Source organism: Nocardiopsis metallicus (assembly GCF_014201115.1).
Classification (GTDB): domain Bacteria; phylum Actinomycetota; class Actinomycetes; order Streptosporangiales; family Streptosporangiaceae; genus Nocardiopsis; species Nocardiopsis metallicus.
The window spans coordinates 1,340,827-1,359,271 of sequence record NZ_JACHDO010000001.1; the positions used below are offsets into that span (position 1 = coordinate 1,340,827).

Below are 18,445 nucleotides of genomic sequence, written 5' to 3' on the forward strand. Positions count from 1 at the left end.
GGGGGCGGGGAGTACTGAGAACGGTGGACAGGGCCGGGAATCCGTCAGACATCGCGGTGGGTGAAGAGCAGGGCAGCGACCGCTCCCACCGCCAGCAGCCAGCCGCACAGCACCAGGGGCCCGGTCCAGGGCGTGAACACCGTGTCGGCCCCGGGGAGGTAGAGGGGCTGCCCGGCCCGGTCCGGCAGCCAGCGCGCGTGCTCGGTGAGCCCGCCGAGCAGAGGTGAGACGATCAGGACCAAGGCCAGCACCCCTACCAGCGGCGGCAGGAGTGCGCGCGCTACCACCGCGATCAGGTGGGCCAGCAATCCGAGCAGGGACAGGTAGACCGCCGCTCCGACCAGCCGCCAGGGGGAAGCCCCGCCGAGCAGGCTCCCCTCCGTGACCAGCCATGCGCTTGTCAGCGCGGTACCCACGGCGACGGCCCCGGTGAGAGCGCTGACCATCAGACAGGCGGCGGACTTGGCCGCCAGCAGTACGCCGCGCCGCGGGGTCGCGGCCAGGGTGGTGCGGATCTGGCCGCCGGCGTACTCGCTGGCCGTGGTCAGGACCCCCAACAGTACGGTGCCGACCTGGAGGAACACGATCAGCCCGAAGACCGTCGAGGCCGCGTCCGCCGGACCGTGCTCAGGATCGGCTGTGAGCGCCGCCATCCCCGCGGAGACCGCGATCGTGCCCAGCACGGTGGCGCGGGCCGCGGGCAGGGTGACGAGCTTGACCAGTTCGGCGGCGAAGGTGCGTGCTGGCTCGATTCCGGGTTCGGGCAAACGCACGGGTACGGGGACGTGATCGACGTCGGAATCCGGCGCGGCACGGCGGCTCATACGTCCCTCCGGTGCAGGACGACGGCGGCGACGACCAGCATCCCGGCCGTCCAGGCCGCCATCACCAGTCCGCCCGGCAGCGGGGCGAGCAGGAGCTCGGGGTCGACGAACAGGTCCGGGCTCGGGCCGAGCACCATGGCGGTCCCGGCGAGGTCCGGCAGGTACCGGGCCAGGCGGGTGACGTCCGACAGCAAGAGTGAGAACGACACCAGGGAGCTGTTCACGATGAGCAGGATCAGCGGAATGATCCCGTTGCGGGTCAGGGTGGTCAGCCCCAGGGCGAACAGCGCGGTCAGCGCCCAGTAGGCGAAGACGCCGAGCGAGCGGGCCGCGAACTCGCCGGTCCCCACGCTTTCGTTCGCCGCGTCACCGATGGCGGCCCGGGCCAGGACGAGGCCGGCCGGGATCGTCACGGCGGCGGTGAGCGCTGACAACGCCGTGACGACGGCGGCCTTGGCCGTCAGCACGGACAGGCGGCTCGGGGCCGCGGTGAGGGTGGCGGTGATCTGCCGCCCGCCACCGGCGTCACTACTGTTGGCGGTGTACTCGCTGCTGATGACGACCACTCCGAGGACCACCGCGCCCATGGTGCCCAGCGGTACGGCCGCGAAGACGGTCTCGATCGGCGAGGTGTCGGCGACGAGCTCGGGGTTGCCCGACGCCACGGCGTTGCGGACACTGAACGAGTTCAGCAGGGTGACCGCGAGCGATCCGAGGATCGCCACCGCCAGCCCGGCGAACACGGCTGGCAGGGTGAGGGCCTTGCGCGTCTCCGCGCTCACCTGACGGAGAAGGTTCACCGGTGGCCCCCCTCAGATGCGCGGGCTCCATCGGTCAGGGCGAAGAAGGCCTCCTCCAGGTTCCCGTACCCCGCGGTGATCTCCCGCAGCGGTCCGGTGGCGGCGATCCGGCCGCCGGAGATCACCACGAGGTCGTCCGCGATCTCCGCGACCTCGCTCATCAGGTGGCTCGACAGCAGAACAGTGCCCCCGGCGTCGGCGTGTGCGCGCAACAACCGCCGGAGCCACCGGATGCCCTCCGGGTCCAGGCCGTTGACCGGTTCGTCCAGCACCAGAACCCCGGGCTCGCCGAGCAGGGCCGCGGCCAACCCGAGGCGCTGCCCCATCCCCAGGGAGAACCGGCTCACCCGCGTCCGACCCGCGTCGGCCAGCCCGACCTGTTCGAGGACCTCCCCGACCCGTCGGCGCGGAATCCCGTTGCTGCGCGCCACCCAGGCCAGGTGGTCGCGGGCGGTCCGGGACCGGTGCGCCCCGGAACCGTCCAGTACCGAACCCACCGTCCGCAGCGGCGAGCGCAGACTCCGGTAGGGGAGCCCGGCGACCAGCGCGCTGCCGCTGGTAGCCCGGTCCAGCCCCAGCAGAATCCGCAGTGTGGAGGACTTGCCGGCGCCGTTGGGGCCGAGGAAACCGGTCACCCGGCCGGGCTCGGCGCGGAAAGTCACGTCGGAGAGGATGACGCGGGACCCGCGCCGTTTGTTGAGGTTGTCTATGGACAGCATGGCGCCATGCGAACACCGCGGCCCCGGGCCGGGCATCGGGCCCTGGACCGGACCTGGCCGCCCGACCGGGACCCTGGTCTCTCAGACCCAGGTCCGATGTCCAGCCGGAAGCGCGCTCCTAGAATCAGGACGGTGCACAACCTCAGACCGTCCCGAGTCCCCCGCCTGTGGCTGATCCCCGTACTGGCGCTCTGCGCCGTGGCCCTGGCGGCCCTGACCACGGGCAGCAGCGGCAGCGGGACCGCCGTCCTCGCGCTGATGGCGGTGGTCGCCGCGGCCGCCACCGGGGTGACGACGTGGACGGTGCTGCGTGCCCGCCGCCAACGCGAGGAGTACGAACAGCGACTGGCGGCCTGGGCGGGGGAGCGGGCCGTCCAGGAGGAGCGGATCCGGATCGCCCGTGACCTGCACGATCTGGTCTCCCACGGGCTCGGCACCGTCACCGTGCGCGCCGCGGCGGCGGTCAGGGCGACCGGCCCGGCGGGTCCCGGGGAGCGGGTCACCGCGTTGGCCGACATCGAGGAGGTCAGCCGGCGCACCACCACCGAGCTGCGACGCATGCTCACCGTGCTGCGCTCCACCGACCCCGAGACCGCCCCCGTACGGCCCGCCGAGACCCTGGAATCCCTGCCCGGGATCGTCCGTGCAGCACGGGACCAGGGCCTGACCGTCACCCTCGACCTGTCCGAACTCGGCTCGGTCTCACCCGGGGTGCAACTCACGCTCTGCGCCGTGGTCCGCGAGGCGCTCAACAACACCGCCCGACACGCGGGACCCACCACGGTTCGGGTGGGCGTGCGCCGAGCGGAGGATCGCGCGATCCTGGTCTCCGTGGCCGACGAGGGACCGGCAACCGACTGGGAACCCCGCCCGGGCGCCGGTTACGGGCTCATCGGCCTGCGCGAACGCGTCCGTGCCCTCGGCGGCACCCTCGACACCACCGGCCCCGGGGCAGAGGGGGCGCCGGGCTCGGGCTCCGATGACACCAGCTTCGTGCTCACCGCGCGGATCCCCGACCGGGAGGCGCCGTGACCGAGCCCGAGCCCGACACCAGCACCCGCAGCACTGCGAACCCGGCCGTAAGTGTGCTGGTCGTGGACGACCAACCCCTGCTTCGGCGCAGCCTCACCCTGCTCATCGACGCCGCCCCCGGCATCACCGTGGTCGGCCAGGCGGGCACCGGACGCGACGCCGTGTCCCTCAGCCGCGATCTGGCCCCCGACGTGGTCCTCATGGACATCCGCATGCCCGGCGGCGACGGGATCGAGGCCACCCGGTCGATCACCGCCGACCCCGACCGGGCCCGAACCAGGGTGCTGGTGCTGAGCATGTTCGAACTCGACGAGTACGTGCACGCGGCCCTGCGCGCCGGAGCCAGCGGGTTCCTGCTCAAGGACGCCCACCCCGACCAGCTGGTCGACGCCATCCGCCGTACCCACGCCGGGGAGTCCCTCCTGGCGCCCAGCATCCTCACCCGGGTGGTCGAGCACTTCCTGCACGGCCCCGGCGCGGCCCCCGCGCGTGGGCTCGACGGTCTCACCGAGCGCGAAACCGAGGTCCTGGCCCTGGTCGCCCGCGGACTGTCCAACACCGAGATCGCCGACGCCCTCACCATCTCCGTCAAGACCGTCAAGACCCACATCGGCAACCTGCTCGCCAAACTCACCGCCCGAGATCGCGCCCAGCTGGTCATCGCCGCCTACGACAGCGGCCTGGTCACCCCGCCCTGACCCTGTTCCCCGGTACGAGGCGGCTGTGGAAGGGAAGGTGCTGACGCCCCCGAGTTCGGCCACTACGGTCGGCTGCGCCCGAGGGTGGGGCGCGACCGGGGCGACGTGGGCCGACCCGGCCAGGTCGGCCATCCGGTGCGCCGGGCCAGGTCCTCGCGTTCGTCCATGAGCCCCTCCTCGCAAGCGGGAGCGGGCAGCGTGTTCCCCCGGGAGAGGGAGGGGGACCCGCTTGCGGGGGAGGCGGGGGCGGGTCGGGGCGAGCATCCTGGGGCAGAGCCGACCACGACCAGGGAGCGATGAGATGGCGTTCAGTCCCAGGAGCCGGAGCCACGGAGAACAGGGGTCGCGGAGGCAGAGGCCGCAAGGGCGGGTGCGGTGGCCCGCGTACACGATGGCGGTGCTGTTTCTCGGTTACGCGCTGGGCAAGGCCGTCCGCGCGGCACAGGGGCGCCTCGGCTTCCCCGGCGGGCCGGACCCCTCCGCCGGGGATTACGAGCGTTACTCCCAGGTGGTGGACGTGGCCACGGCTCAGTGGATGGCTGTGGCCACCGGACTCGCCGCCGCCGCGCTGGTCCTGGCGACCGTGACCGCCGCGGGCCGCCGGATTCCGCGCCCGCTGATGCTGGTGCTGCTGGCCCTGGCCCTGCTGGGGGTCGCCTCGGGTGCCGTGATGGTCGCGGCCGGAGGGTTCTTCGGTCTCGGCGCGGACTGGGAGTGGTACCAGGGGGTGGCGGGGGTCGCCGTTACGGCCCTGTTGGGGGCGACGGTCTGGTCCTATGCCAGGGCGACCGCGCCCGTTCGGGGATCCGCCGAAGAGGACCTGACCGAGGCCGGCACACCTGGCTAGAGTGCGGCTTTCTGGTCGAGGACACGGCAAGAAGGCGGGAGCGTGAAGCAGCGGGTACGGGTGCACAGGTCCAACATCCATTACTGCGCACCCTGGCAGGTCTGATCGGCGCCTTCGCTCCCGGATTCCGGGGACTGACTTCGGGGAAGGGTCCTTGAGGCATCGGACGTCAACGCGAGGGGGCGTGATGGCCACGCGTGAACAGGCCCGGTACCCGGCCGGGGTGCCCTGCTGGGTGGAGCTCACCGAAGCCAACGGCGAGCTCTCGACCTCGTTCTTCGGGGACCTGCTGGGATGGCGGTTCGAGGACCGCGCACCCGAGGGCGCGGCGGCGCCGTACTTCGTGGCGAGCCTGCCCGACCAGGACGGAGACGTCGCGGGGTTCGGCTCACTGCTGGCCGAACCCGTCCAGAACCCGGTGTGGACCACCTACGTGCGGGTGGACAGCGCTGATGAGTCGGCCGAGCGGGTGAGCACGGCCGGTGGCACCGTCCTCCAGGGGCCGACGGACGTCGAGGGCGTCGCCCGGGTGGCGGTCTGCACCGACCCCGCGGGGGCCCGGTTCGGCCTCTGGGAAGCGCGGGGGAGCGGTGGTGCCCACCTGGTGAACCGGCCCGATACCTGGAACTTCAGCAACCTCGTGACCTCCGACCCCGAGGCGGCGGCCGACTTCTACGGGAAGGTGTTCGGCTGGCGGACCCAGAACGTGCGGTTCGGGGGCGGGGCGCAGGACGCCACGATGCTGCTCCTGCCGGGATACGGCGACTTCCTGGAGGAACTGGCGCCGGGCACCAAGGACCGGCACGCCGAGTCCGGCGCACCCGAGGGGTTCTCGGACGCGGTCGGCTGGCTGTCCGCGGTGCCTTACGAGGCTCTCGCCGAAACCGTCGCGCAGTGGTCGGTGGAGTTCTCCGTCGCCGACGCGGAGTCGGTCCTGATTCGCGCGGCACAGCTCGGCGGCACGGTCGTCACACCCCTGGCCGACATGGGCGGTATGCGCTACGGCGCCTTCCAGGACCCGAGGGGCGCGGCCATGGCGATCAACGAGTTCCATCACCTGTCCAGCTGAGACCCCCACCTGAACTGGGCCCCGGAGCCGGGTCGGGCCAGTTGTCCACAGGTGGCAGTTCGCCCTTGCCGCTGCTGGACACGCCCCGCAGACTTGGGTTCGGGAGAGCCGTCCACCCCGTCTCTCCCCTTCATCGAGCAGTAGGGACGGTCATGCCGGAAGCCATGTTCGACACGTACGCCTGCCTCGACGCGATCGTGATCTACACCGACCGGGTCGAGGAGTGCCGGGACTTCTACGCCTCGCTCGGCCTGTCCTTCGGCGAGGAGCGCTATCCCCTCGCCGACGGGTTGATGCGCTACTCCTGCCGAATGCCCCTGGGCCCCGTCCTGGAGATCCACCCGACCACGCACAACCATCGAACCAGCGACCTCCGGCTGAGCCTCGCCCTGGCGGGGGCTGATACCAATCCACCGCTCTCCCCGGGCGAGCACCTGCTCACCGATCCCGACGGCCGCAAGGTGGACGTGACCGTTCTGTGAGCCCGCGCCCCCGACCCCCAGACCGTACCTCGACCTCGAACCCGTTGCCCTCCCCGGCGCCAGTCCTCGCACCGTCCCCGGCCGCCGCCCCCTCGCTGGTATCCGCGCCTGTCCGGGGTCAGCGCTGCGTGAGTTTCATGGACACGTACGCGTTGAAGCCGCTCCACCTGGAATGGTTGACCTCGCGCCGTCTGTACTCGTGGAAGCCGACGCGCTCGTAGAGCCTGATCGCGGGTTCGTTGGTGTCCTTGATGTCCTCCAGTGTGTACTCGTCGTACGCGGGGAGGGTGAGGAGGTGGTTCAGGACGGCCTTGGCGGCGCCCCTGCCCCGGAAGCGCCTGGCGCTGGCGACGAAGCCGATCTCGGCCAGGCCCGGCTTCGGTACGGGGGAGCTCCCCTGGAAGTGGGTGCGGAAGACCCGGTCCGCGATGGTGCCCTTGACCAGACCCAGGTGCCTGCGCAGGACGCTGGCGTCGTGGTCGATGGCCTCCTGGTCTGCCTCGGTGAGGCTGGCCAGTGCCGCGGGTTCGCCGTCGATCAGTGCCACGTGGAACCGCTCCGGTACCAGCATGTGCTCGACGGCCTCGGTGAGCCGTTCCGGGTCCCTGGCGAAGTACTCCAGGTCCTGGCCGAACCCCTCGACGAACACCCGGGCGATGCGCCTTCGGTACCGCTCGCCCAGCTCGTCTGCCCGTCTGACTTCGATCGGCACCGTTTCCCCAGATGTCTCAGGCATCTTCACCCTCCTTGAGCAGCAGCCCCATCACGGTGGCCGTGCTCGGCACGGTGCACCCCTCGCCCAGAGCGAAACGCATGGTCACCAGGCCGTCGAACATCGCGAAGTAGCAGGACGCCAGTTCCTCGGCCGGTCCCGGGCGCATGGACCCCTCGGCCTGGCCGCGTTCGATCAGCCGGACGGTCGCCTCGAGCAGTTCCGCGTTGCGTGCGATCAGGTCGCGGACGGCGGTCGGCGCATCCTCCCCGGAAGCGGTCCCCTGAGTGAACGCCTGATGCATGAGCAGGAAGTACTCGACGAAGTCGCCCGTGCCGGTCAGATCTGCCAGGAACTCCTCGGTGAACGCCCGGAGCGACTCCGCGGGGTCTCCGGAGCCGCGGAACAGGTCGACGGTCCTCCCCAACCCGCGGGCCGCCTCGGCGACCAGGCCGCCGAAGAGCTCCTCCTTGGTGGCGAAGTGGCGGTAGATGGATCCGGTACTGATGCCCGCCTCCTCCGCGATCTGCCGCATGTTCACCGTCGCGAAGCTCTGGCGTGCGAACAGCCGGACCGCCGCCGAGCGCACCCGCTCGCGGGTGGCGGCGCGCATCGCCTCGTACTGCTCGGGACTCCGTGGCATCGAGCCGTCAACTCCCCAATTTTTGAATGAACATGTGTTCATTCTATCCGGGGCGCGGCTGGCGGCAAGACCTGGTGCCTGAACTGTCCGAAGCGCCCGAGTCGCGGCCCATGCCTTCGCCAACACAGCCCCTCCCGCGGATAGCATCGGCCACCACCGGCGACCCACGGCCAAGGGGACAACACACATGACCACGACGATCCGACGCGCGGTGATCCCCGCCGCAGGCCTGGGGTCACGGCTCCTACCGCTCACCAGGGCCATCCCCAAGGAGATGCTCCCCGTCGGCGACAAGCCGGTCATCGAGCACGCCGTCCGCGAGCTCGTGGTCTCCGGGATCACCGACATCACGATCGTCGTCTCCGGCGGCGAGTCTCTCATTCAGGACCATTTCCGCCCCGCCCCGACTTGGTCGAGCGCCTGCGCGCGGACGGCAAACGGGATCATGCCGACACCGTGGCGGAGGTCGGCGAACTGGCCCGCCTGGGGCACATCACCCATCTGGACCAGCACGGTCCCTACGGCAACGGCACCCCGGTCCTCAACGCGGCCCGCGGCGCGCACGACGAACCGATACTCGTCCTGTGGCCCGACGACGTCTTCGTCGCCGACATCCCCGTGCCCAGCAGCTGGTCAGCGCCTATGAACGCACCGGACACCCTGTGCTCGCCCTCATGCCCATGAACCCCGCCGACTCGCGCCGCTACGGTGTTCCGAGGGTGGCCGAAGACCTTTCCGGCGGCCTCCTGCGCGTCACCGGCCTGGTTGAGAAACCCAAACCCGAGGACGCGCCCTCCGGCTACGCCGCGATCGGCGGTTACGTGATCACCCCGGACATCGTCGAGGAACTGCGCGCCCAGACCGAGCAGTGGTACACGCATCGCACCGGCGAGATCTACCTGACCGACGCCATCAACGTCCACGCCGCCGCGCACCCGGTCTACGGCCAGGTCATTCGGGGCCGCTGGTACGACACCGGAAACCCGGCCGACTACCTGGTCGCCCAGTTCGCCTCAGCCCTGGCCCATCCCGACTACGGCCCCGTGCCGCGCCACCTCGCCCAGGACCTGAACTACTCCGGTTGGTCGACGGGGTCACAAGGGGATTCCGGCCACCGGACGGCCGGAAGCGGACATCGGCGGGTGCGTCGGTATCCCTGAGACGGCGGGCCCCTGGGATCGGGGAGGCCATGACCACGCGCCGCTCATGCGCGAACACCCCCAGGATGCCAATGGTGCCGGAAGGCCACCGGAACGATATGGGGAGACGGTGGCCCACACTTCGGTTCGCTGCCTCACGGCAGGGTTCTCTAGTCGTCGTGCCCGCATGTTCCCGGTTCGGCAGGTCGGCCTACGGGACCCGGACACCGCCTCCGTGACCGGCGGTCGCGCAGAGCACGGCCTCAGGAGCGTTCGCGTCGCACGACACCCGCACGCAGTACCGCGCGTACCCCCCGCTCGGGCTCGGCCAGCAGGGAGAGGTCGGCGAGCGGGTTGCCGTCGACCACGATCAGGTCCGCGCGCGCCCCCGTGCGCAGCGTGCCGACCTCACCCTCCAGGCCGAGCAGCGCCGCCGCTTCGCTGGTGGCCGAGCGCACCACGTCCGCAGCGGGCTGGACCTGACCGCGGATGGCGAACTCCGCGCTCTGGTGGGTCTGCATGCCGCCGAGCAGGTCTGTGCCGAATACCAGGCGTACACCCCCCTCGTGTGCCATCCGAAGAGCTTCCAGCCCTCGGTGCAGGACCGTGTCCACCTTGGTCTGGCTTTGGGCGGGCAGTCCGTTGCGCGCGCCCTGACGTGCGAGTTCGCGGTAGGTGACCAGGGTCGGGACCAGGAACGCGCCGTGCTCCACGAACAGCTCCACGCTGCTCTGGTCGATGAGGTTGCCGTGCTCGATGCAACGCACCCCCAGGCGCAGACCACGGTTGACGGCCCGCGCGGTGTAGGCGTGACCGGTGACGTAGCGGTTGGCGGCCTCGGCTTCCTCCACGACCGCGCGCAGCTCGTCTTCCGAGGACTGGGTGGAGTCGATCCGGTCGGTGGGGGAGGCCACCCCGCCCGAGAGCATCACCTTGACATGGTGTGCTCCGGTGCGGAGCTGCTCGCGGGCGGCCCGGCGGAACTCGACGGGGCCGTCGCAGACCAGCCCGGCGCCGGGGCAGCACCCGTGCTGGTCCGTGCCGTGTCGGCCCCGCGGCCGGAAGTCCCCGTGTCCGCCGGTCTGGGAGAGGGCCTTGCCGCCGAAGATCAGCCGGGGGCCGTCCACGAGCCCCTCGTCCACGGCTTGGGCGAGTCCCCAGTCGGCGCCGCCGACGTCGCGCACCGTGGTGAAGCCGCGGCCGAGCATGTCGGACAGGGAGTTGGCGGCGTAGGCGGCGACGTAGGAGGGGGAATGGTCGACGACAGCACCGAGGTCAGCGCTCAGGGCGGTGACGTGTACGTGGGCGTCGATGAGCCCTGGCATGAGGGTGGCTCCGCCGAGGTCGACCGTTTCGGCCCGGTCGGTGACGGCGGCCGGTACCTCGCCCGTCCCGCGGGCCGCGATGACGCCGTCCTCGACGAGCAGCCAGGACCCTGGGGCGCGGGAGCCGGTCTCGGGGTCGAGCAGAGCGGTGTTCGTGTGGACGGTGGGCCGAGGACTCTCGGACACGGGGAACCTCCATGGGTCGGATAGGCGGTCCGCTGCGGAGCGACTCGCAACGACTTAATGCAATATACGTTGCATGTGCTTTCCGTGGTCGAGGCGGGGTGGTATCGCTGTGGTTGGCGTGACCCGGGTGCTCCGGACCGCTCGAACGGAGGAAGAGGAGACCGATGGCGGACTGGATCGAGGAGACGCTGGCGCGCGGGCGCCTGGGTAGGGCCACCGAGAGGGTGCTGTACGTGCTGCGCGACGAACCCCGGTTCGTCTCGTACGCAACCGCGGCCGAGGTGGCCGGCCGGGCCGAGGTCAACGTCGCCACGGTGGTGCGCGCGGCCCAACAGCTGGGGTTCACCGGTTGGCCCGCGCTGCGCGTGGAGCTGCGCTCGCGCTACCTGGCCTCGCTCAGCGCGGGGGAGGTGCTGGCCGAGCACTCCGGGTCCGACGTCGACCCGGTGCGCGCCGCCGTGCGCTCGGACCGGGAGAACCTCAGGCTGCTGGAGCGCACGCTCGAACCCGAACGGGTCAGGGCGATCGCCGCGGCCATCCACGGGGCCCGCAGCACCCTGGTACTGGGTTCGGGCACTTTCGCGGCACCCGGAGTCCAGCTCTCCCACGCCGCCGCGATCATGGGCTATGACGTGCGGGTCCAGGACTCCGGTGGTACCGCTCTGGCCAACTCGCTGGCCAGGATGGGGGAGGGCGACCTGTTGGTGGTGTGCGACCTGTGGATGCTTCCGGTGGCGCTGCGCCGCGCGGTGGAGATCGCGGCCGAGGGCGACGTGGCGGTCTCCCTCATCACGGACCGGCGTGATTCCCCCCTGGTGCCGCTGGCCGGGAACGTCGTGGCCGTGCCCAGCGAGGGGGTCGGCATGTTCCCGTCGCTGACGGCGGCGATGGCGGTCGTGCACGCGGTTCTGGCGGAGTTGGCCCGGATCGGTGGTGAGGAGGCTCTCGTCGCCGTGAGGCGCGCGGAACGGCTCTGGGAGCGCGCGGAACTGTTCTGAACTGGGCGGATCCATTTCAGTGATCTGGATCACATTAGATGCAACAACCATTGCATGCGTGAAGGTGTTGCTGGTTACATCGGGCCTCACCCGCTGTTCACCCGTTCACGTCCCCTTCCGAGGCAGTCCATGCAAACGACCCACCTGCTCCTCATCACCCTCTATCTCCTGGTGATGGTCGGGATCGGCCTGTACCACTCCCGATCCTCCAAGATCCGCACCGGCGAGGACTTCCTCTTCGCCGGGCGGAGCCTGCCCACCCCCGTCATGGTCGCGACACTCGTCGTCACCTGGGTCGGTTCGGGGACGATCATCGGAGGCGCGAACTTCGCCTACAACTACGGACCCGTGGCGGGCATGGTGTTCTTCGCCGGAACGCCCCTGGGGATCCTCGTGCTGCTGCTGGCCGCGCGCCGTATCCGCAGGGCGGCCCGGCACACCGTCCCCGAACTCCTCGAAGCCCGGTTCGGTGCCGGGGTGCGCACGGTGGCGGCAGTCGTCACCGCCCTCGCCTACGTCGGGCTGGTCGCCTCCCAGTTCGTCGGCGGCGGCTACGTCCTGGCCCTCATCACCCCGCTCACCACCACCCAGGGAGCACTGATCGTCGCCGGGGTCGTGACGGTCCTGACGGTCACCGGCGGGTTGTTCTCCGTCGCCTACACCGACTTCGTCTCCGCCGTCCTCGTCCTCAGCGCCCTGATCGTGGCCGTGCCGCTGGTCCTGGTCGCCCTCGGAGGCCTGCCCGTCTACTGGGAAGGGCTCCCCGAGACCTCCCGCACCCCCACCGGCGGTCTCAGCCCCCTCCAACTGCTCGGCTACTTCCTCCCCCTCTTCCTGCTCCTGCTGGGCGACCAGAACCTCTACCAGCGGCTGGCCGCGGCCAAGGACGAGCGCTCCGCCCGCAACTCCACGCTGGGCATGCTCTTCGCCAGCTTCTTGGTCTTCGTCCCCGTGATCATCCTGGCCACTTCGGCGTCCGTGATCATGCCCGACATCAACGGCGACGAGTCCGTTCTGCGACTGGCCTCCGAGGGCCACCTGCCCACGCTCATCGGCGGCCTGCTGCTCGCCGGAGCCGTCGCGTTCGTCATCACCACCGGCTCCTCGTTCATGCTCTCCGCCGCCTCCAACATCGCCTTCGACCTGTTCGCCAGGTTCGGCGGGGACAAAGCGGGCGAACGGGGGACGCTGGTGGTGCAACGCCTGTCCGTCGTGGCCATCGCCCTGATCGCGATTGCCCTGGGGCTGTACTTCCCGACCGTGCTCGACCTCCAGATGTACTCGTACACGATCTACGGGGCGGCCATCACCCCCGCCGTACTGGCGGTACTGTTCTGGAAGCGCGCCACCACGGCCGGTGCCGTGGCCGCCCTGGTCGTTGGCACCGCCGTCACCATCGGCTGGCAGGTGCTCGGAGCACCCGGCGGATTCAACGGCGTGATCGTGGCCCTGCCCGCCGCCGTGCTGGCGCTGGTCGTCGCCAGCCTGCTCACCAGAGCCCCCAGCACCCGGGCCCTGGAAGCCGCGGGAGTGGACTGACACCCGGCGTCCGCCGCCGCACCCCAGGTTCAACCTCCGAGTAGCAGCACCCCGCGTTCGTTGGACTGACCACGGGGCCGCCGATCCCACCCCGGGCCGCATCGCGAGGGGGTGGGATCGGGGCGGGTAGGGCCTTCGCTCCGACCTGCGGGGCAACGCCGGAGGAGCAGTCGCGAGGCGAGCACAGCGGACCTCTTCGGCGCCTCCGCCCGCAGGAACAGGGCTCAGAGCTCGCGGGTCACCCGGGGCGCGGACTCCGCTCGGGCGAAGTCGGCGCCCATCTCTCCCGTCGCGGCCAACAGCAGCGGCAGGTGGTGCTGGATCAGGTGCTCCAGGCCCGAGCGGTTCGGCGAGCACCCGATCCACCTCCTCGGCGGGCAGCGCGGACAGCATCACCTTGCCCGGGGAGGTCGGCAGTGCCGGGAAACGCGTGCCGATCCGCAGGGCCGGGGTGACGGTCTCGGGCACCGCGAACCGGGCGATGTGGACGACGCCGGACCCGTCCAGCCGTGCGACCGAACACGACTCACCCGTGCTCTCGGACAGCTTCTCCAGGTGCGGACGGGCCATCTCCCACAAGCCCGGTCGAACGCCCCACGAACCTCGCGCTGTCCGGGCGCATGTGCCCCAACTCCTGCAGGCTGAGCAGGATCCGCCGCGCCGTCGGCCGGGCCGACCCGGTCTCCTTCGCGACCTCCGCCAGCGTCATCACCGGCCGCTGCGGTGGGAGGCCCGGATCACGTCCAGGCCTCGTGCCAGGGCCTCGGCGAAGTCAGGCCCGATGCCTCGCGCGGCGTGCCTTCCCTCCGTCGGCGCCGTGGAAGCGCCAGCATATCCGCGAGCCGTCAGGGAGGTCGGACGCCCCGGTACCGAGCGGTTCTCGCGGTCTAACCGGCGTGGGTGCTCGCGTCCCGGTAGTCGGTGTAGGTGTAGGGGTTGTCCAGCACCTTCGACTCGGGGACGTCCGGGTTCATGCCCGCCGCCCACTCCTGCTCACCGATGGTGGAACGCAGGTAGTCGACGGTGGCGCCCACATCCGCGCGTACCGCCGCCAGGTCCGCGTCCACGAGCCGGTGCCGGTACTTGACCACCCGGCCGTCCACCAGCACCGTGTGCACGTCACCGCGCTGGGCCTGGAAGACCACGTGGCCGTGGGGGTTCAGGATCGGGAACGAGACGGGGGAGTCGTCGTTGCGGATGAGCACGAGGTCGGCCTTGGCCCCCGGGGCGATCCGGCCCAGGTCGTCGCGGCCCAGTGCGGCCGCCCCGCCCCGGGTGGCCCACTCCGTCACCTGGGCCGCCCGCAGCGCGGAGTGCGTGACGGTGTTCCCCTGGCGCTGCGCCTCCAGGTGCTCGCGGGAGCGGTCGGCGCTCAGCGTGGAACGCATCGCGCTGAACAGGTCGCCGCTCCACCACACGCTCGTGTCCATGGACAGCGACACCGGGATGCCGTGCCTGCGGAGCGTCCAGGTCGGCGGGTAACCCTGACCGGCGCTCTGCTCGCTCTCGGTGGACACCGACACCGAACCCCCGGTCGCGGCGATGCGCTGGTAGGAGTCGTCCGACAGCGAGGCGGCGTGCACGTAGATGGTCTCGGGTCCCATGAAACCGTTCTCGTGCATGAGCTTGATGCTGTTGTCGCCGGTGGCGCCCCACACCCCGGCGTGCGTGGTGACGGGCAGCCCCAGTTCCCGGGCCACCTCGAAGGCGGGTCTCTCGGGGAAGGACGGGTCGCCGGTGACGTCGAAGGCGATCTGGAGGTCGAACAGGTCACCGCCGCGGTGGCGCTCCACGAAGGAGCGGAACTCGGGGGTCGCGCTCCACTCGGCGGGTGCCTGCTGGATGTTGCCGTAGGCCAGCACGTAGCGGCCGGGCACCGACTTCAGGCCTTCCACCGCGGCTTCGGCGTGGTCCGGGGTCTGTAGTCCGTGGGACCAGTCCACGACCGTGGTCACCCCGGCCTCCAGTGCCTCCAGGGCGGCGAGGGTGTTGCCCGCGCGCACGTCCTGGGGGCGGAAGTGCCTGCCGTGCTCCAGGTAGTTCCATACGAAGTACTGGGTGAGGGTCCAGTCGGCGCCGTAACCGCGCATGACCGTCTGCCACATGTGCCGGTGGGTGTCGATCATCCCCGGCATGACGATGCCGCCGCGTGCGTCGATCTCCGCGGTGCCCACGGGAACCGACAGGTTCGGGCCCACCGCGCTCACCCGGTCGTCGACGACCAGGACGTCGGCGCCTTCCAGGACCGTTCGTGCGGCGTCCATGGTCAGGACCGTGCCGCCGCGCAGCACGACGGGGCGGCCTGAAGGGAAATCGGCGTGCGCGTTCATGGGGAGTCTCTCCTCGATGTCGGTGTTCTCCGGGTTGACGCTATCCGGTCGAGGCACCGCTGCTTCACCGATATCCCGGACGAAGGTCCATGTGCGGTCGCCGGACTACTGGCCACCCCTCGGTGGGATCTCGCTCTTGTCCGGGAGGAGGGCCAGGGGGTTTCCCTCGAGCTGTCGAAGTCCTCATCGAGGGCTTGACCTGAGCCGGGCCGGAACGCAGCATCACAAACGTTGACCTGTGTCCGTATAACGAACGATTGACGAGGGGCAGGTGCGGGACGCCCAGGCCGCGCGAGACCGAGCGAGCGGAAGGAAACGGAACACCGTCCCCAAGGGGCCGAACAGCTCGGGCCGCGGCGAGACTGTGCCGGACCTCCCGGACGGCAACGCCCGGGATGCCGAGAGTTGATGAAACTCGACGTAGCGGTACACCATTCCGCTGGACGGGCCCGTGGGCGAGCCCGTCAACCGTGCGGACACCAGCTCCTTCCGGCCGCGCGCACCCGCTTCCCGATCGAGGAGCCGGGCTTCGCGCGCCTGATCACCCACCTGTTCCAGGAGGGCGCGGACCACCTCGCCACCGACGTGGTCTTCGGGGCCAGGGACGAGCCGGTCGTGCCGTTCACCGATCCCTCGGCGTGCCAGGCTCCCGACGGCGGTGCTTCCGCCGAGCCCCACCTGCGGGCAGAGTACGATGTGGTGCTCCACCGCGAGACCCGAGACGGGGAATCGGAGTGCGCAGCTCAGGACCCACGGCCCGGTGCCCGATGCAAGGGGCTCAGCGGGACCAGGAGTCCAGGCCGTCCAGCAGGCGTTCGAGTCCGAAACGCACGTGCGGCGGCAGAACGCTCCGGGAGGCCTCGGCAGGCGCCCCGTCTGCTCCCGGGGTGAAGAGGGCGCCCGCCGCGTACACCTGGGCCAGTGCGGGAAAGCGCTCGGAGTCGAGGACATCGGCCATCAGGCGGTCCATTCGGGGGCTCGCCTCCGACGTGTCGCTGCTCCGGGCGATGTCGGTGTCCACCTGGGCGGCGCCGCGCACCGACGCGATGATCTGGAGGGCCCCCGCCATCGCCTCCTGGGGCGCCAACCCCCGACCCAGGAGCGGGTGGAGGAGTCGGTCCAGCCAGGCCAGCTGTCGGGGGCCCATGGGCGCGTGGTCCATGGGGATGCGCAGCACCCACGGGTGCGCCTGGAAGGCGCCCCACAGTTCGGCCGCCCAGTGCAGGACCGCCTCGCGCCAGTCGTCGAACCCGGCGACCTCGGGCGCCTCGCCCGCCGCCGTGTCCGCCATGACCTCCAACAGCAGGTCCTTGCTGGGGACGTGGTTGTACAGCGACATCGTGGTGTAGCCGAGCCACGAGGCGACCCGCTGCATGGACAGGGCGTCCAGGCCCTCGGCGTCGGCCACCTCGACCCCCGCCCGGGCGATCCGACCGACGCTGAGCTTGGCGCGTGGGCCTCGTCGTCCCGGTGCCTGTTCCTGCCAGAGCAGGGCCAGGCTGCGCTCGAGTCCGTTGTTGCTCGTCATGCCCCCACTCTAAAACTCTGTATGTCATACATTAACATGTATGGCATACAGAGTTTTTGTTCGGACGAGGGGCCCTCCATGACCACCAGCATCTCCACCCGAAGCCGCCCCGTCGCCCCCTGGTGGCGCAGACCCTGGATGGGCCCTCTGTTCCTGCTGGTGGCGGTGTTCCTCGGGTTCTCCGTCCCGCGGTACCTGACCCTGGACCCGGCGCTGTCCAACCTGGAACCGCCACCCGGAAACCCGGTCTACTACCCGATCCTGGTCGCGCACGTCCTGTTCGGTGCCGTCGCGATGATCACCTGCTGCTTCCAGGTCTGGCCCCGGTTCCGGAGCCGCCACCCCGGAGGGCACCGGCTCACCGGTCGCATCTACGTGCTCGCCGGAGTGCTTCCGGCCGGGCTGACCGGGCTCTACGTCGGGCAGTTCACGCCCTTCGGTCCCTCCGTGCAAGTGGCCAACACCGTCATCGCGCTGCTGTGGCTCGCCGTCACCGCCATCGGCTTTCGGATGGCCCTGCGGCTGCGCTTCGCCGAACACCGAAGGTGGATGCTGCGCAGCTTCGCGCTGACCATGTCGATCATCGTGAGCAGGCTGGTCAGCGTGCCCGCGATCGTCTTCCTGGCGCCTCGAACAGAGACCCGCTTCGGCGGCAGCGAGGAACTGATGCTGCAGAGCGCGACGAGTATCGGCGTGTGGTCCAGCCTGGTGATCACCCTCGTGCTCGCCGAGTGGGCGATCGAGCGCGGAGTACACGGCCGCGAACGACGAGCACCGGCGCGGATCGCAACCGAACAGCGGGCCTGAACGTGTTCCGCTACCCTCGGCTCACCGGTGGTTGGGTACCGCGAGACCGACGGGGAACGGGAGTCCAACGTGATCGTTCTGCTCAACGGACCGTTCGGCGGTGGCAAGAGCACCACCGCCGAACTCCTCGTCGAACAGGTGCCCGGCAGTCGGCTCTTCGATCCCGAGGAGATCGGCTTCATGCTCCGCCACCTGCTGCCCGAGTACCCCGGAGACTTCCAGGACCTCCCGCCCTGGCGGGCTCTCTTCCACGCGGCCGCGGCCCAGGTGCACGCCTTCACCGGGCAGGCCCTCATCGCCCCGATGAGCATCCTGCGCCGGGAGTACGCCGAGGAGGTCGAGACCGGTCTGAGGTCCCGAGGACTGGGGGTGCACCGGGTCGTCCTCGCCCCTGAGCGGTCGGTGCTCGAGGAGCGCGTCGCCGGCCACGACGTCGCCCCGGGCCACCCCGAGGCGAGCGAGGACGCCCGCGCCTTCCGGCGGTCCAAGGTCGACCCCTTTTACGAGGCCTACCAGGAGTGGCTACGCGAGTGGGCCGACGTGGTCGTCGACAACACCCGCCTCACCCCGCCCCAGGCCGCGGACCGGGTGCTCGCAGGACTGCCCGACCTGCTTGTTCACGGCGCGATCTCCGGTTAGGGGCGGCGCCGTGGCGTCCACTCCGGCCTGTGGGCAACCCCGCGCCCTCTGGCGCTGCGCGGCATGACTGGCCGCGACGTCCGGCCCGGTCTGTGCGGGGGCAGGAGACCGCCGCCTTCGCTGTCGTT

General features: G+C 70.7%; 20 protein-coding genes and 2 pseudogenes. 12 read left to right on the forward strand and 10 right to left on the reverse strand.

The annotated features are described in order from the left end of the window. Positions 1–44 precede the first annotated feature (44 nt). From HNR07_RS05580 to HNR07_RS05590, 3 genes are read right to left on the reverse strand one after another with little or no spacing between them, the layout of a single operon-like run. The gene (locus HNR07_RS05580) at positions 45–824 is read right to left on the reverse strand and encodes an ABC transporter permease (RefSeq protein ID WP_184362782.1); all 780 of its coding nucleotides are present in this window, start codon (positions 822–824) and stop codon (positions 45–47) included. Continuing rightward, entirely contained in the window at positions 821–1,624 is an 804-nt protein-coding gene (locus HNR07_RS05585; protein WP_312893620.1) for an ABC transporter permease, read from the reverse strand. The genes HNR07_RS05580 and HNR07_RS05585 overlap by 4 nt, the downstream gene beginning before the upstream one ends. Then, on the reverse strand, positions 1,621–2,343 hold the full coding sequence (locus HNR07_RS05590) for an ABC transporter ATP-binding protein (protein ID WP_184362784.1): 723 nt from the start codon (positions 2,341–2,343) through the stop codon (positions 1,621–1,623). Before HNR07_RS05590 ends, HNR07_RS05585 begins: the two co-directional genes overlap by 4 nt. A gap of 132 nt (positions 2,344–2,475) precedes the next feature. Between HNR07_RS05590 and HNR07_RS35455 the strand changes: the two genes are divergently transcribed. The 5 genes from HNR07_RS35455 (at position 2,476) to HNR07_RS05615 (ending at position 6,471) form a co-directional block, all read left to right on the forward strand. After that, on the forward strand, positions 2,476–3,375 hold the full coding sequence (locus HNR07_RS35455) for a sensor histidine kinase (protein WP_184362786.1): 900 nt from the start codon (positions 2,476–2,478) through the stop codon (positions 3,373–3,375). Further along, entirely contained in the window at positions 3,372–4,073 is a 702-nt protein-coding gene (locus tag HNR07_RS05600) for a response regulator (protein ID WP_184362788.1), read from the forward strand. The genes HNR07_RS35455 and HNR07_RS05600 overlap by 4 nt, the downstream gene beginning before the upstream one ends. Positions 4,074–4,464: 391 nt before the next feature. Then, a complete protein-coding gene (locus HNR07_RS05605) occupies positions 4,465–4,920 on the forward strand; it encodes a hypothetical protein (protein ID WP_221318723.1) in 456 nt (151 codons plus the stop codon). 187 nt (positions 4,921–5,107) lie between these two features. Then, positions 5,108–5,989 carry a VOC family protein gene (locus tag HNR07_RS05610; protein WP_184362793.1) on the forward strand — a complete coding sequence of 294 codons (882 nt, stop codon included), beginning with the start codon at positions 5,108–5,110 and terminating at the stop codon, positions 5,987–5,989. 164 nt (positions 5,990–6,153) lie between these two features. Beyond that, positions 6,154–6,471: a hypothetical protein gene (locus HNR07_RS05615; RefSeq protein WP_246420124.1), complete on the forward strand. Its 318-nt coding sequence runs from the start codon at positions 6,154–6,156 to the stop codon at positions 6,469–6,471. Between the two features lie 118 nt (positions 6,472–6,589). Here HNR07_RS05615 and HNR07_RS05620 read toward each other — a convergent pair whose 3' ends face one another. After that, on the reverse strand, positions 6,590–7,207 hold the full coding sequence (locus HNR07_RS05620; RefSeq protein WP_184362799.1) for a GNAT family N-acetyltransferase: 618 nt from the start codon (positions 7,205–7,207) through the stop codon (positions 6,590–6,592). After that, on the reverse strand, positions 7,200–7,826 hold the full coding sequence (locus tag HNR07_RS05625) for a TetR/AcrR family transcriptional regulator (protein ID WP_246420126.1): 627 nt from the start codon (positions 7,824–7,826) through the stop codon (positions 7,200–7,202). Before HNR07_RS05625 ends, HNR07_RS05620 begins: the two co-directional genes overlap by 8 nt. 187 nt (positions 7,827–8,013) lie before the next feature. Here HNR07_RS05625 and HNR07_RS36045 point away from each other — a divergent pair. The 3 genes and pseudogenes from HNR07_RS36045 to HNR07_RS34270 form a co-directional block, all read left to right on the forward strand. Then, positions 8,014–8,181 (forward strand): annotated as a pseudogene (locus HNR07_RS36045) (sugar phosphate nucleotidyltransferase); the annotation flags it as partial. 53 nt (positions 8,182–8,234) lie between these two features. After that, complete coding sequence (locus HNR07_RS34720) at positions 8,235–8,510, forward strand: glycosyltransferase family protein (RefSeq protein WP_246420127.1); 276 nt, start codon at positions 8,235–8,237, stop codon at positions 8,508–8,510. Continuing rightward, on the forward strand, positions 8,501–8,986 hold the full coding sequence (locus tag HNR07_RS34270) for a sugar phosphate nucleotidyltransferase (RefSeq protein WP_246420128.1): 486 nt from the start codon (positions 8,501–8,503) through the stop codon (positions 8,984–8,986). The genes HNR07_RS34720 and HNR07_RS34270 overlap by 10 nt, the downstream gene beginning before the upstream one ends. A 242-nt stretch (positions 8,987–9,228) precedes the next feature. On the opposite strand, the gene HNR07_RS05635 is transcribed toward HNR07_RS34270, so the two are convergent. Further along, complete coding sequence (locus HNR07_RS05635; RefSeq protein WP_184362802.1) at positions 9,229–10,476, reverse strand: metal-dependent hydrolase family protein; 1,248 nt, start codon at positions 10,474–10,476, stop codon at positions 9,229–9,231. A gap of 164 nt (positions 10,477–10,640) precedes the next feature. Between HNR07_RS05635 and HNR07_RS05640 the strand changes: the two genes are divergently transcribed. Both HNR07_RS05640 and HNR07_RS05645 read left to right on the forward strand, forming a co-directional pair. Then, positions 10,641–11,474, forward strand: a complete 834-nt coding sequence (locus HNR07_RS05640) for a MurR/RpiR family transcriptional regulator (protein ID WP_184362805.1) — start codon at positions 10,641–10,643, stop codon at positions 11,472–11,474. A 129-nt stretch (positions 11,475–11,603) separates the two neighbouring features. Then, on the forward strand, positions 11,604–13,013 hold the full coding sequence (locus HNR07_RS05645; RefSeq protein ID WP_184362808.1) for a sodium:solute symporter family protein: 1,410 nt from the start codon (positions 11,604–11,606) through the stop codon (positions 13,011–13,013). Positions 13,014–13,421: 408 nt separating this feature from the next. Here the strand turns inward: HNR07_RS05645 and HNR07_RS36270 are convergent. The 4 genes and pseudogenes from HNR07_RS36270 to HNR07_RS05660 all read right to left on the reverse strand — a co-directional run. Then, positions 13,422–13,583 (reverse strand): annotated as a pseudogene (locus tag HNR07_RS36270) (IclR family transcriptional regulator domain-containing protein); the annotation flags it as partial. Then, a complete protein-coding gene (locus tag HNR07_RS36050; RefSeq protein WP_221318726.1) occupies positions 13,540–13,722 on the reverse strand; it encodes a helix-turn-helix domain-containing protein in 183 nt (60 codons plus the stop codon). The gene HNR07_RS36050 and the pseudogene HNR07_RS36270, both read right to left, overlap by 44 nt. A gap of 178 nt (positions 13,723–13,900) precedes the next feature. Then, complete coding sequence (locus HNR07_RS05655; RefSeq protein WP_184371537.1) at positions 13,901–15,343, reverse strand: amidohydrolase family protein; 1,443 nt, start codon at positions 15,341–15,343, stop codon at positions 13,901–13,903. Between the two features lie 778 nt (positions 15,344–16,121). After that, a complete protein-coding gene (locus HNR07_RS05660) occupies positions 16,122–16,871 on the reverse strand; it encodes a TetR/AcrR family transcriptional regulator (protein ID WP_184362810.1) in 750 nt (249 codons plus the stop codon). 78 nt (positions 16,872–16,949) lie between these two features. Between HNR07_RS05660 and HNR07_RS05665 the strand changes: the two genes are divergently transcribed. Both HNR07_RS05665 and HNR07_RS05670 read left to right on the forward strand, forming a co-directional pair. Beyond that, positions 16,950–17,678 (forward strand): DUF2306 domain-containing protein, encoded by a 729-nt coding sequence (locus tag HNR07_RS05665; protein ID WP_184362813.1) that lies wholly within the window; start codon positions 16,950–16,952, stop codon positions 17,676–17,678. A 27-nt stretch (positions 17,679–17,705) separates the two neighbouring features. Then, positions 17,706–18,317, forward strand: coding sequence for a nucleoside/nucleotide kinase family protein (locus HNR07_RS05670; protein ID WP_184362815.1), 612 nt, complete (start codon positions 17,706–17,708; stop codon positions 18,315–18,317). The last annotated feature ends 128 nt before the right edge of the window (positions 18,318–18,445 follow it).

Excerpts from the sequence above, each read along its gene's own strand:
- HNR07_RS05580 (WP_184362782.1), bottom strand. The coding sequence starts at position 824 with ATGAGCCGCCGTGCCGCGCCGGATTCCGACGTCGATCACGTCCCCGTA.
- HNR07_RS05590 (WP_184362784.1), bottom strand. The coding sequence starts at position 2,343 with ATGCTGTCCATAGACAACCTCAACAAACGGCGCGGGTCCCGCGTCATC.
- HNR07_RS05605 (WP_221318723.1), top strand. The coding sequence starts at position 4,465 with ATGGCGGTGCTGTTTCTCGGTTACGCGCTGGGCAAGGCCGTCCGCGCG.
- HNR07_RS05610 (WP_184362793.1), top strand. The coding sequence starts at position 5,108 with ATGGCCACGCGTGAACAGGCCCGGTACCCGGCCGGGGTGCCCTGCTGG.
- HNR07_RS05615 (WP_246420124.1), top strand. The coding sequence starts at position 6,154 with ATGTTCGACACGTACGCCTGCCTCGACGCGATCGTGATCTACACCGAC.
- HNR07_RS05620 (WP_184362799.1), bottom strand. The coding sequence starts at position 7,207 with ATGCCTGAGACATCTGGGGAAACGGTGCCGATCGAAGTCAGACGGGCA.
- HNR07_RS05625 (WP_246420126.1), bottom strand. The coding sequence starts at position 7,826 with ATGCCACGGAGTCCCGAGCAGTACGAGGCGATGCGCGCCGCCACCCGC.
- HNR07_RS34270 (WP_246420128.1), top strand. The coding sequence starts at position 8,501 with ATGCCCATGAACCCCGCCGACTCGCGCCGCTACGGTGTTCCGAGGGTG.
- HNR07_RS05640 (WP_184362805.1), top strand. The coding sequence starts at position 10,641 with ATGGCGGACTGGATCGAGGAGACGCTGGCGCGCGGGCGCCTGGGTAGG.
- HNR07_RS05645 (WP_184362808.1), top strand. The coding sequence starts at position 11,604 with ATGCAAACGACCCACCTGCTCCTCATCACCCTCTATCTCCTGGTGATG.
- HNR07_RS36050 (WP_221318726.1), bottom strand. The coding sequence starts at position 13,722 with ATGACGCTGGCGGAGGTCGCGAAGGAGACCGGGTCGGCCCGGCCGACG.
- HNR07_RS05655 (WP_184371537.1), bottom strand. The coding sequence starts at position 15,343 with ATGAACGCGCACGCCGATTTCCCTTCAGGCCGCCCCGTCGTGCTGCGC.
- HNR07_RS05660 (WP_184362810.1), bottom strand. The coding sequence starts at position 16,871 with ATGACGAGCAACAACGGACTCGAGCGCAGCCTGGCCCTGCTCTGGCAG.
- HNR07_RS05665 (WP_184362813.1), top strand. The coding sequence starts at position 16,950 with ATGACCACCAGCATCTCCACCCGAAGCCGCCCCGTCGCCCCCTGGTGG.